This is a genomic window from Paucibacter aquatile, from assembly GCF_002885975.1.
GTDB classification, from domain to species: Bacteria; Pseudomonadota; Gammaproteobacteria; order Burkholderiales; family Burkholderiaceae_C; genus Paucibacter_A; species Paucibacter_A aquatilis.
In genome coordinates this window covers 1,434,192-1,445,428 of sequence record NZ_POSP01000003.1, presented here as the reverse complement: position 1 = coordinate 1,445,428, position 11,237 = coordinate 1,434,192, and the positions used below count along the sequence as shown (strand labels likewise).

Here is an 11,237-nt window from a genome sequence, read left to right as displayed (position 1 = left end):
GCGAGAGCGGCGGTCCGGGTCAGAGCCAGGGCGGCGGCCAAAGGCCAGCCGCATGCGGTGGATCAGGCCGCGGTGGGTGGCGCGCGTGATTGCGGCGGCGCCCAGGCATGCATGCTCCGCGGCGCGCTGAGGAAGCGCACCGGCATGGCCTGGCGGGGTGAGCCGAGCAGGGGCAGGGCCTGCTGCGCTGGCGGCGGTGCAGCCGCCTGCTGGGCCTGCAGATCGCAGGCCGGGCAATGGTGGAAGAGGCCGTGCAGCGAATCCTTGTCCGCCGCCTGGCGCGCGGCCAGCACCGATTGCTGCGCGCGGGGCGAGACCACACTGCTGCGGCAGATCTGGCTCCAGCTGCTGGGTTCGCCGCGCAGGGCGCCCAGCAGCTGGCCCAAGGCCGGCGCCAGCGCCATCAGCAGCACGCAGCAGGCCACCCAGCCGCTGAAGAAGCGGGCATGGCGGCGGAGCGGGGTCAGGTGAAGCACGGGCGCGATTGTAGGCAAAGGGCCGGGGCCGGCCGCTTGCGCTGGGTCATTGTCAGTGCTTGTGGGCGTGCTCGGCAGCGGCCGGCTTGCCCATGGCGCGGGCCTCGGCCTTGATCTCCTGTTCCACGCGCTTCTTGTCGCGGCCTTCGAACACCAGGGTCAGGTCCACGGCCTCGCCGGCGGCCAGCGGCTTCTTCAGGTCCATGAGCATGATGTGGAAGCTGCCCGGCTTGAGCTCGACCAGCTGGCCGGCCGGCAGATCCAGGCCCTCAACGGCACGCATCTTCATGGTGCTGCCTTCCATCTTCATTTCGTGGATCTCGGCCACGCCGGCCACCGAGGAGCGCACCTCGACCAGGCGGCTGTCGCTCTTGGCCTTGAGCTGCACAAAGGCACCGGTGGCTTTTTGCGGCGCCACGGTGGCGCGCACCCAGGGCTGGCTGACTTCGACCTGGGCCCAGGCCGAGGCGGTGCCCAGCAGGCTCAGGGAGGCGGCAATGAGAGTGGCACGCAAGGACTTGTTCATCATGATGGCAGCTCGCAGCTTTCAGGGTAAGAAAAGGATGGCAGGCGGATTCTAGGAGCGGCCTCCGGCCGGGGCCGGAAGTCGGGCAAGCCCTGTTTGTGGCAGGGTCGATTTCAGGCGATGTTCAGCCACTCGGCAGATTGGCCCAGCAGGCCATAACGGCGCATCACCTCGCGCCATTGGCTGTCGCCGCCCATGGTCTGTGCCAGCTGCAACAAGCGCTCGCGCAAGGTCTCGGGCAGGTCGCGCGAGATCATCAAATGACGCTGGTAGCGCATGCGCGGTTGAGCCGCCACGTGGACGAGCTCATCGAACCCCGGGATGCGCTGGCGCCACCAGGCCAGGCCGCTGCGCGAGAGAAAGGCCAGGTCCACCCGGCCCAGCAGCAACATGCGCAAATTGGCTTCTTGCGTGAAGGAGTCCAGGCGCTGCAGCTCACCGCTCGCCACCAAGGGATCGGCATCGGTGTAGACATGGCCGTAGACGCCGCCCAGCTTGTGGCCGCGCAAGGAAGCCGGCCCTTCAAACTCAAAGGGCTGGCGCTTGAGTGACAGAACCAGATCCTCGTCATTCATCACCGCCGCGGACCAGATCGGCGCTTGCGCTGGATCGGGCGAAGAGAACCAGGCGGGTGAAACCCAGGGCACGAGCCCGGCCCATTGCGCTTGGCGCACCTGGATGTCGACCCGCCGGCGCGGCAGCAACTCCAACTCCACTCCCTCGATCAGGCCCTCGGCGCGCATGTGCAACCAGCCGGCGAGCTCGAAGCTCAGGCCTTGCTGGGGCGAGGTCACGAAAGGCGGGTAGTCGTAGTAGCTGATCAGCTTGAGCGGGCCAAACCGAGCAGGCGTGGCGCGCGGAAGGCCCATGGCCAGGGTCGCGCCGTGGGGCCAGAGGCAGGATGCCAGGCCCAGGGCGGGTAGCAGCAGACGTGCGTGGCGCGGGTCCAAGATGCGTGCGACCATCGGTTGCAAGGCCCCCAGTTTGGCATGAACCGGGCTGCGTTTGTACCGGCCCAGGCCGGCCACAGTGCTCCGGTGCTCAGGCGCTCAGCAGGTCCAGCAGGCTGCGCGCGATCACCTGGGTGGCGCGGCGCAGGTCGTCCAGCTGCAGGTGCTCGTCGGCCCGCTTGGCATTGCTCTCCAGCACCGTGCGCGGCCCGGCGCCGTAGATGGCGGCCGGGATGCCGTGTTCGCCGTAGAGCCGCACATCGGTGTAGAGCGGTGTGCCCGAGGTGGGGATGGGCTCGCCGAAGACCGCCTCGCCATGTTTCTGCAGGGCCTCGACCAGCGGCTTGTTGCCGGCCTGGGGCTTGAGCGAGCGGGCCAGCAGCAGGCGCTTGATGTCCACCGTCACGCCCGCAGCGTTGCCGCCGCAGCGGGCCGCGGCGCCGCGAATCAGCTCACGGAGATTGGCTTCCACGGCCACCGGGTCTTCCTCGGGAATCATGCGTCGGTCGAGCTTGAACACTACACGGCCGGGCACGACATTGGTGTTGCTGCCGCCCTCGATGCGGCCGACGTTGAGGTAGGGATGGTTGATGCCGGGCACCTCGGAGCTGATCTTCTGGTACAGATCGTTCTGGGCGTAGAGCACTTGCAGAATGGCCACCGCGCCTTGCAGCGCGTCGATGCCGGTGCTGGGGTAGGCGGCGTGCGAGGCGCGGCCGTGCACCGTCACCTCCAGCTGCAGGCAGCCGTTGTGCGCCGTCACCACCTGGTAGCTGAAGCCGGCGGCCAGCAGCAGGTCGGGCTTGCTGAGGCCTTGCTTCAGCAGCCAGCCCGGGCCCAGCTCGCCGCCGAATTCCTCGTCGTAGGTGAAGTGCAGCTCCAGACCGCCGCGCAGGGCGACTGCGCCCTCGGCCTGCAGGGCCTCCAGCGCGCGCAAGGCAAAGGTGTAGCTGGCGAAATCGCTCTTGCTCACGGCGGCCGCGCGGCCATAGAGGCGCCCATCGACGATCTCGCCGCTGTAGGGCCCATGGCTCCAGCCCTCGCCCGGCGGCACCACATCGCCGTGGGCATTGAGCGCCACCACCGGCCCGCCCTCCGCATAGCGCCGGCGCACGATCAGGTTGGTGATGCTCTCCATGCCCTGGGCCTGCACCAGCTCGGCGGGCACGGCATGCTTCTCCGCGGTCAAGCCCATGGCCGCCAGCAGCTCGGCGGTGCGCTCGGCATGGGGCGCGTTATTGCCCGGCGGTGTGTCGGTGGGCACCTGCACCAGGGCTTGCAGATAGCGCACTTCTTCGGCGAAATGGGCGTCGATCCAAGCGTCGAGCTTGGCGTAGTTCTGGGCGGCCTGTGTCATGGGGTGTGTCATGGCGTGTGGCCCTCCGCGGCCAAATGATCGAGCAGGTGGGTAAAGGCCTGGGCGGCCAGTTCGATGTCGTCGTTGTTCGTCGACTCCAGCGGGTTGTGGCTGATGCCCTCGTTCTGGCCGCGCACAAAGAGCATGGCCTGGGGCATGCGCTCATGCAGCCTCATCGCGTCATGGCCAGCACCTGAGGGGAGTTGGAAGACCCGGCAGCCGGTGGCGGCCACGGCGCGTTCCCAGCGGGCTTGCCAGCTCGGGTCGCTGGGCGCGGCATTGGCGGCCAGCGTGGGCTGCAGCGTCCAGCTCAGGCCACGGCGCTCGCAGATGCGGATCAGCGCCTCGCGCACCTCGGCGTCCAGCGCGTCGCGGGCGGCGTCGCTGGGCGCGCGCAGGTCCAGGCTGAACTGGCAGCGGCCCGGGATCACATTGATGGAGCCGGCTGGCACTTGCAGCTGACCCACAGTCCCCACGGTGCCTGCACTGGCAGCTGCACATTGCTCGACAAACAGCAGCAGCTCGGCCACCGCAGCGGCCGCATCGCGCCGCTGGCCCATGGGCGTGGTGCCGGCGTGCGCCGCCTGACCGATCACCTTGCCCAGGTAGCGCCGGCTGCCGTTGATGGAGGTGACCACGCCCAGGGCCAGGTCTTGCCCGTGCAGCACCGGGCCTTGTTCGATGTGCACCTCGACAAAGCCGAGGTAGCGGGCGGGGTCGCGCGCCAGCGCAGTGATGGCCTCCATCGTGCCGGGCAGGCCGGCGGCCTGCATGGCCGCGCGCATGGGGATGCCTTCGCGGTCTTGCAGTTCCAGCCAGGCCGGGTCGAACTGTCCCGTCAGGGCGCTGGAGCCCAGGAAGGTGGCCGGATAGCGTTGGCCTTCCTCCTCGGAGAAGGCCACCACCTCGATGGCAAAGGGCAGGCGTCGCGCGGCGGCATGGAGCTCGCGCACACAGGCCATGGGCAGCAGCACGCCGAGGCGGCCGTCGTGCGGGCCGGCATGGCGCACGGTGTCGTAGTGGCTGCCGGTCAGCAGGCGCGGCGCCTCGGCTCGGGCGCCGTGATAAGTGCCAACGACATTGCCGACCGCATCGATGCCCACCTCGTCGAAGCCGCACTCACGCATCCAGGTCTGCAGCTGGGCGGCCACGGCCTGGTGGGCCTCGGTCAGGTAGGTGACGGTCAGTTGGCCGGCCTCGCAGAAGCCCGGCTCGGAATGCTGGGCCAGCGCCTGCGCCCAATCCCAGATGCGGTTGCCGAGGATGGGTTCGACCCCGAACTTGTCATTCAAGCGGATCTCGGCGATGCGGTGGATCTGGCGCAGGCACTCGGCCCGCTCGACGTCTGCCGGTTGGGCCAGGCGGCGCGCAAAAGTGGCGATGATCTCGGCCCGGCTCAGGCCCAGGCCCCGCGGACCGCGTACGGCCAGGATGAAGGGCCAGCCGAAGCGTGCGTTGTAGTCGGCATTGAGCTGCTGGATGCGCGCGAATTCCTCGGGGCTGCAGTCGCTCAGGCCCGCGCGGCTTTGCTCGCCGGTGGATTCGGCCGTCAGGCTGCGCGCCAGCATGGCCTTGCCGGCCAGCTCGGGGTGGGCGCGGATCAAGCCCAGCTGCTCGGCCTCGCTGGCCTCGCGCACGACCTGGGCCAGGGCTTGCTTCAGTGCCGTCAGATTTAGCAGGGGCCGTGCGGATGCGGCGCGTCGGGCGATCCAGGGCGAGTGTTCGTAGACGCCGTCCAGCAGGGCGACGAAGTCCTCGACGCTGGCTGCGTTCAGGGTGTTCAGGTTCAGGCTCATGGCTCAGCGTTCCCAGACAAAAGCGGTGTTGGCGTCGAAGGGGTGGGTGGCGCGCCAGTGGCGGGCGATGTCGATGCGGCGGCAGATCCAGACGCGATCGTGTTGCTGCACATGGTCCAAAAAGCGCTGCAGCGCTCGCATGCGGCCGGGCCGACCGAGCAGGCGGCAGTGCATGCCCACGCTCATCATGCGAGGCGTCTCTGCGCCTTCGGCGTAGAGCACATCGAAGCTGTCACGCAGGTACTCGAAGAACTCGTCGCCATGGCTGAAACCCTGAGGCAGGGCGAAGCGCATGTCATTGCAGTCGAGTGTGTAGGGCAGCACCAGCTGCGGCGCCAGGCTGCCGTCACTCTTGCGCACGTTCAGCCAGAAGGGCAGGTCGTCGCCGTAGTAATCGCTGTCGTACTCGAAGCCGCCGTAGTCGGCCACCAGGCGGCGGGTGTTCGGGCTGTCGCGGCCGGTGTACCAGCCCAGAGGGCGCTCGCCCAGCATGCGGGTCAGGATGTCCATGCCGCGCTGCAGGTGCTCGCGCTCGGTGGCCTCGTCCACGTTCTGGTAGCTGATCCAGCGCCAACCGTGGCAGGCCACCTCATGGCCCAGGCTTTGCAAGGCACTGCAAAGCTCGGGGTGGCGCTCCAGGGCCATGGACACGCCGAACACGGTCAGCGGCAGGCCGCGCCGCTCGAACTCGCGCAGCAATCGCCAGACGCCGACGCGCGAGCCGTACTCGTAAATGCCTTCCATGCTCAGATGCCGCGCCGGAAAGGCCGGCGGGTTGAACATCTCGGACAAAAACTGCTCGCTGCCGGCATCGCCGTGCAGTACCGAGTTCTCGCCGCCTTCTTCGTAGTTCAGTACGAACTGCAGGGCGAGGCGGGCCTGGCCGGGCCACTGGGCCTGCGGCGGCTGGGCGCCGTAGCCGATCAGGTCGCGGGGGTAGCTCATGTCTTGGTGCTCCAGATGAGTGGGGCTCAGGATTTCAGGGCCTGGGCCAGGTCGGCCACGCGCGGCTGCAGGCGCAGGCTGGTTTCCACATGGCCCAGGTGATCGCGCAGCAGCTTTTGCACCGCGCGCTTGTCGTGCGCTTCCAGCGCGTCGACCAGGGCCACATGCTCGGCATGCGACTCGGCGGCCGAGTGGTCGCTTTGGTACATCAGCGAGATCAGCGAGCTGCGCGAGAGCAAGTCTCCGAGCAGCTGCGCCAGCACCTCATTGCCCTGCATGCGCGCCAGCAGGCGGTGAAAGTCAGCCAGAAGGCGGGTGCGGCCGGGCACATCGGTGCGGGCGATGGCCTGGGCCTCGGCCTTGAGATGCTGGCGCAGCTCGGCCAGTTGGGCCGGCGTGATGCGCTCGACCAGCTGGGCCAGCAGGCTGGATTCCAGCATGCGCCGCACCTCGAAGACCTGGCGCGCTTCCTCGACGCTGGGCTCGGCCACAAAGGCGCCGCGCGCCGGCGTCAGCGTCACCAGGCGGTCGCGGCTGAGCTGGTTCAGGGCCTGGCGCACCAGGGTGCGCGAGACGGAAAAAATGTCCGCCAGCTTCTGCTCGGCCAGCTTGGTGCCCGGCATCAGGCGGCGCTCGACGATGGCCGCGGTGATGGCGGCCGCGATGCGCTCGGTGCTCGAAGCCGGCTCCACATCGGCTGCTGGGCTTGAAAGGGCAGGGGGCGGGGCTTTGGCTCGCATTGTGTGCCGAAGTGTATACACTTTGCCTTCAGTCACACCAAGAGAGACCTAGATGGGCAAGCTCACCACCCATGTGCTGGACACCATGCACGGCAGCCCGGCTGCCGGCATGGCCGTGCGCCTCTACCGCATGGACGCCAGCGGCAGCCCGCAGCTGCTCCACAGCCTGACGTTGAATGCCGATGGCCGCGCCCCGGCGCCGCTGTTGGAGGGTGAGGCCTTTCAGCCCGGCCGCTACCGCCTGGTGTTTGCGGCGGCGGCTTACTTCAAGTCACGCGCCGTTGCCTTGCCGGAGCCGGCCTTTCTGGATGAAGTGCCTCTGGATTTCGGAATTGCCGATGCGGGCTCGCACTACCACGTGCCGCTGCTGCTCAGCCCCTGGAGCTATTCCACCTACCGTGGCAGCTGAGCGGCTCGGGATTCCATCGACATGAGTGCATTGAGCCGCGAGATCGCCGCGCTGGAATTGCTGTTGACGCGGCAGCCTGCGGTGCTGGTGTGCGTGGCCGACGTGCAGGGCAGTGGGCCGCGCGAGTTGGGCGCCTGGATGGCCCTCAGTGCCGGCGGGCAGATTGGCAGCATTGGCGGCGGCCGCTTGGAGTTTGACGCCAGTGCTGAAGCGCGGGCTTTGCTGGCTGCGAATGGACCCGAGCCGGGCGGCGTTCTGCGCCGCTATGCCCTGGGCCCCAGCCTGGGCCAATGCTGCGGTGGCGTGGTGCAACTGCGCTTCGAGCGCCTGGGGCCGGCAGACATCGCCGGCCTGCGCGCTCGGCTGTTGGCGCCGGAGTCGCGTCAACCGGTGGCCTTGTTCGGCGGCGGCCATGTCGGCCGGGCCATCGTCAAGCTCTTGATCGATCTGCCCTTTGAGCTGCAATGGCTGGACAGCCGCGACGAGGTCTTCCCGCCCGAGCTGGCGGCGCAGGTCCATCTGGCCGAGCATTCGCAGCCGGTGCAGGCGGCGGTGCCAGGTCTTGCTCCGGGCTCGCAGGTGCTGATCATGAGCTTCAGCCATGCCGAGGATCTGGACATCGTCGCCGCCTGTCTGGCGCGCCAGCGCGAGCGCGGCGATCTGCCCTTCATCGGCCTGATCGGCAGTGCCAGCAAATGGGCGAGCTTCCGCCAGCGCCTGCTGGCGCGTGGCTTCAGCGAAGCGGAGCTGGGTCAGGTGAATTGCCCGATCGGCCTGCCTGGCATCACTGGGAAGCAGCCTGAGGTGATTGCCGTCTCGGTGGTGGCGCAACTGCTGCTGCGGATTGGCCGGTGACGCCACTTTGCGGTCGTCCCTTGCGCTGATCGCTCACGCTGCGGTGGCTCGCCCCGCCGCCGGGCTCATGGTTCGCGGGTCGGCTCTGCGAGCCGACTCCCCTCGTTGCTCACTGCGCGGCTCAGCGGCGCCAAACTCCCTCCGTTCGCTGCGCTCACTGCGGTCAGACAGTGGCGCCGAGTCAGAGCTTGAAGCGCGCGAGTACGCGCGCCTGAGCCGCTCCGCTGCGCCCTCGGCCGCGCACAAATCGCCCATCGGCGGGCCGAGCCACCTCCGGATTCGGCGTGTTCCACCGTTGATGAGGCACGTCGACCGCGATGCAAGCGCCCTGCAGCCCGTGCCGCTGCCGGGCGATTTGTGCCGGGCCGAGCAGCGCAGCGCCTCGGGGCGCGCGCGGTCACGCGCGCTTCAAGTACTGACTTGGCGCTTCTGTCTGAACGAAGCGAACGCAGGGAGCGAAGTGAGTTATGCGCCAGCCCCGAGGCGCGAGCAGCTCAGGGAAGTCGGCCCGCCAGGGCCGACCCCGGAACCATGAGCCCGGTGGCGGCACGGGCTGCAGGGCCTTCCGAGCAAACCCAAGAGCTGCCTCGTGCCAGAACCAGCCCTTGCCACATCTGCTGCTGGATGTTTGAAAGTAGTCCGTTTGGCTCATGATCGCTCATCGGCATGGTGAGAACTTTCACGGGGAATGAGGAATATGGCTCACGTCTTGTTGTTGTAGACCGGAGAGTCCCCCCCATGCACACGAATCTGAATTTCACCGTCCTGGCCGCTGTGGCCGCTTTGTCTGGCTTGGCCGCCGCGCCGGCACAAGCCTGGAATACCTTGGATGGCAAGGCTCCGCTGGTGATCGCCCATCGCGGCGCCTCGGGCTACCTGCCCGAGCACACCTTGGAAGGCTATGCCAAGGCCATCCAAATGGGCGCGAACTACATCGAGCCCGACTTGGTGATGACGCGCGACGGCGTGCTGGTGGCCCGCCACGAGCCGGTGATCGGCGATTCGACCAATGTGCGCTCGCTGGCCCAGTTTGCCGACCGCATGACGACCAAGACTATCGATGGCGTCAAGTACGAGAACCAGTTCTTCGTCGAAGACTTCACTCTGGCCGAGCTGAAGACCTTGGGCGCCAAGCAGACCCGCGCCGGCCGCCCGACCGAGTTCGATGGCCAGTTCAAGGTCCCGACCCTGGACGAAGTGATCGCGCTGGCCAAGGCCAAGAGCATCGAGACCGGCCGCACCATCGGCATCTATCCCGAGCTCAAGCACTCGACCTATATGCAGGGCGTCTCGCAAAGCCTGGGTTTCGGCAAGACTTACTTTGAAGACAAGCTGGTCTCGACCCTGCACGCTGCCTACGGCAACACGGGCGCTGCACCGGTTTTCATCCAGAGCTTTGAAGTCGGCAATCTGCAGTACCTGAACACCAAGACGGACATCAAGTTGGTGCAGCTGGTTGATGCCGATGACGTCAATGCCGACGGCTCGATGTCTCTGGTGGCACCTTACGACCGCCCCTTCGATGTGGCCGTGCGCAATGGCAAGCTGACCTTTGCCGATCTGGTCAGCAACGTCGGCCTGTCCTTCGTCGCGACCTATGCCGACGGCGTCGGCCCCTGGAAGCCCTATCTGCTCAAGACCGTGGCTGACGGCGTGGACCGCACCGGTGATGGCATCGTCAACGGCCAGGACCGCCGCATCGACGGCAGCACCGGCGTGATCGAAGCGGCCCATGCTAACGGCCTGTTCGTCCACACCTGGACCTTCCGCAACGACGCCTCCATGCTGGGCTTCAACGACCCGCAAAAGGAAATGGAAGCCTATCTGAAGATGGGCGTGGACGGCATCTTCACCGACTTCACCGACACCGGTGTCGCCGCCGTGGCGGCCGTGCCCGAGCCGCAAACCTATGCCCTGCTGCTCAGCGGCTTGGGCGTGATCGGCTGGCTGGGTCGCCGCCGCAACAGGGCCTGAGCGCTGCGGCCCTGTGGGCCGTTCACGGGCACGAAGTCGACGCAAAGCCGCAGGGCATGCCCCTGCGGCTTTTCTTTTTCCCTGGCGCGATTTGTTGCCCGCGCACCCTGGGTGAAACCCGTGGCTGTTTGGGCAATCTGAACCTAGGGGTTTCGTCCTGTTCGCATGTCGCCCAAGATGGCCGCCGGCTCCGCGCCGGCCGCTTCGGGCTGAGATCGCTGGCCGTTCATCCGAGACCCTCCGCGTTCATCTTTGTCAGGAGATCCGACCATGGCCAGCAAGAAAACTGCCGCCTCCAAGCCGCTGCTCATACCCAAGGCAGCGTCCCTGCACATCGGCCTGAATGCCGTCAGCCCGGCGGCTTACGGGGGCTGGAGCGGGCCGCTGGCGGCCTGCGAGTTCGATGCCCAGGACATGGCGGCCATAGCCAAAGCCCAGGGCATCGCCAAACCCGCGGTGCTGCTCACGCAAAAGGCGACGCGCGCGGCCGTGCTGGCACAGATGCGTGCGGCGGCCAAGAGCTTGAAGGCGGGTGATTTCTTCCTGCTCAGCTACTCCGGCCATGGCGGCCAGGTGGCCGACAGCAATGGCGACGAGCCGGACAAGAAGGACGAGACCTGGTGCCTGTTTGACGGCCAACTGATCGATGACGAGCTCTATTTCGAGCTCAGCCGCTTTGCCGCCGGTGTGCGCATCCTGGTGCTGTCCGACAGCTGCCACAGCGGCAGCGTCACACGCGCCTTCCCACCGCCGCCGCCGCCGCCGGACCAGCGCCCCAAGCTCATGCCCGAAGAAGTGGCCAACCGCGTCTACCGCGAGCACCAGGCCTTCTACGACAAGCTGCAGGACGATGTGATGAAGGCGGCGGCCAGGGCGGCTTCGGCCGCACCTGTGGACCCCGATGCAGCCCTGGCTTTGGTGGGGGCCGCGGCGCAGGCCAGCAAGCTGGTGGGGCGCTTCCGGCCGGCCGTGCTCTTGATCTCGGGCTGCCAGGACAACCAGACCTCGATGGACGGTCCGCACAACGGCGCTTTCACCGGCCAATTGCTCAAGGTCTGGAACAACGGCACCTTCAGCGGCAATTACTCGGCCTTCCATGCCCGCATCCGCGCCGGTCTGCCACCCAGCCAGTCGCCCAATCTCTTCGTCCTGGGGCCGGCTGCGGCCTTTCTTGCGCAAAAGCCTTTCACTGTCTGAGCCTTGCTGGAG

Annotated in this window: 11 protein-coding genes; 4 read left to right on the top strand and 7 right to left on the bottom strand. The window is 67.6% G+C overall.

Annotated elements, in window-relative coordinates; translation table 11 throughout:
• Nucleotides 1-62 precede the first annotated feature (62 nt).
• The 7 genes from C1O66_RS09420 to C1O66_RS09390 form a co-directional block, all read right to left on the bottom strand.
• Entirely contained in the window at nucleotides 63-476 is a 414-nt protein-coding gene (locus C1O66_RS09420) for a DUF2946 family protein (protein ID WP_102767641.1), read from the bottom strand.
• A gap of 52 nt (nucleotides 477-528) precedes the next feature.
• A complete protein-coding gene (locus C1O66_RS09415; protein ID WP_394341035.1) occupies nucleotides 529-1,002 on the bottom strand; it encodes a copper chaperone PCu(A)C in 474 nt (157 codons plus the stop codon).
• 113 nt (nucleotides 1,003-1,115) lie between these two features.
• The gene (locus tag C1O66_RS09410; protein WP_133155152.1) at nucleotides 1,116-1,952 is read right to left on the bottom strand and encodes a substrate-binding periplasmic protein; all 837 of its coding nucleotides are present in this window, start codon (nucleotides 1,950-1,952) and stop codon (nucleotides 1,116-1,118) included.
• Between the two features lie 91 nt (nucleotides 1,953-2,043).
• The gene (locus tag C1O66_RS09405; protein ID WP_243392756.1) at nucleotides 2,044-3,321 is read right to left on the bottom strand and encodes a M20/M25/M40 family metallo-hydrolase; all 1,278 of its coding nucleotides are present in this window, start codon (nucleotides 3,319-3,321) and stop codon (nucleotides 2,044-2,046) included.
• Nucleotides 3,318-5,105, bottom strand: coding sequence for a 2-oxo-4-hydroxy-4-carboxy-5-ureidoimidazoline decarboxylase (uraD, locus tag C1O66_RS09400; protein ID WP_102767637.1), 1,788 nt, complete (start codon nucleotides 5,103-5,105; stop codon nucleotides 3,318-3,320). Before uraD ends, C1O66_RS09405 begins: the two co-directional genes overlap by 4 nt.
• A gap of 3 nt (nucleotides 5,106-5,108) precedes the next feature.
• Nucleotides 5,109-6,050, bottom strand: coding sequence for an allantoinase PuuE (puuE, locus tag C1O66_RS09395; protein ID WP_102767636.1), 942 nt, complete (start codon nucleotides 6,048-6,050; stop codon nucleotides 5,109-5,111).
• 26 nt (nucleotides 6,051-6,076) lie between these two features.
• The gene (locus tag C1O66_RS09390) at nucleotides 6,077-6,790 is read right to left on the bottom strand and encodes a GntR family transcriptional regulator (RefSeq protein WP_102767635.1); all 714 of its coding nucleotides are present in this window, start codon (nucleotides 6,788-6,790) and stop codon (nucleotides 6,077-6,079) included.
• Nucleotides 6,791-6,842: 52 nt separating this feature from the next.
• Between C1O66_RS09390 and uraH the strand changes: the two genes are divergently transcribed.
• The 4 genes from uraH (at nucleotide 6,843) to C1O66_RS09370 (ending at nucleotide 11,225) form a co-directional block, all read left to right on the top strand.
• A complete protein-coding gene (gene uraH, locus C1O66_RS09385) occupies nucleotides 6,843-7,199 on the top strand; it encodes a hydroxyisourate hydrolase (RefSeq protein WP_102767634.1) in 357 nt (118 codons plus the stop codon).
• A gap of 21 nt (nucleotides 7,200-7,220) precedes the next feature.
• Entirely contained in the window at nucleotides 7,221-8,054 is an 834-nt protein-coding gene (gene xdhC / locus C1O66_RS09380; protein ID WP_102767633.1) for a xanthine dehydrogenase accessory protein XdhC, read from the top strand.
• 738 nt (nucleotides 8,055-8,792) lie between these two features.
• Nucleotides 8,793-10,028: a glycerophosphodiester phosphodiesterase gene (locus C1O66_RS09375; RefSeq protein WP_102767632.1), complete on the top strand. Its 1,236-nt coding sequence runs from the start codon at nucleotides 8,793-8,795 to the stop codon at nucleotides 10,026-10,028.
• A gap of 270 nt (nucleotides 10,029-10,298) precedes the next feature.
• Complete coding sequence (locus C1O66_RS09370; RefSeq protein WP_102767631.1) at nucleotides 10,299-11,225, top strand: caspase family protein; 927 nt, start codon at nucleotides 10,299-10,301, stop codon at nucleotides 11,223-11,225.
• Nucleotides 11,226-11,237 lie beyond the last annotated feature (12 nt).

Bases quoted from the DNA above. Each gene is read 5' to 3' on its own strand.
- C1O66_RS09415 (WP_394341035.1), bottom strand. From the start codon at position 1,002: ATGAACAAGTCCTTGCGTGCCACTCTCATTGCCGCCTCCCTGAGCCTG.
- C1O66_RS09405 (WP_243392756.1), bottom strand. From the start codon at position 3,321: ATGACACACCCCATGACACAGGCCGCCCAGAACTACGCCAAGCTCGAC.
- uraD (WP_102767637.1), bottom strand. From the start codon at position 5,105: ATGAGCCTGAACCTGAACACCCTGAACGCAGCCAGCGTCGAGGACTTC.
- puuE (WP_102767636.1), bottom strand. From the start codon at position 6,050: ATGAGCTACCCCCGCGACCTGATCGGCTACGGCGCCCAGCCGCCGCAG.
- C1O66_RS09390 (WP_102767635.1), bottom strand. From the start codon at position 6,790: ATGCGAGCCAAAGCCCCGCCCCCTGCCCTTTCAAGCCCAGCAGCCGAT.
- uraH (WP_102767634.1), top strand. From the start codon at position 6,843: ATGGGCAAGCTCACCACCCATGTGCTGGACACCATGCACGGCAGCCCG.
- xdhC (WP_102767633.1), top strand. From the start codon at position 7,221: ATGAGTGCATTGAGCCGCGAGATCGCCGCGCTGGAATTGCTGTTGACG.
- C1O66_RS09375 (WP_102767632.1), top strand. From the start codon at position 8,793: ATGCACACGAATCTGAATTTCACCGTCCTGGCCGCTGTGGCCGCTTTG.
- C1O66_RS09370 (WP_102767631.1), top strand. From the start codon at position 10,299: ATGGCCAGCAAGAAAACTGCCGCCTCCAAGCCGCTGCTCATACCCAAG.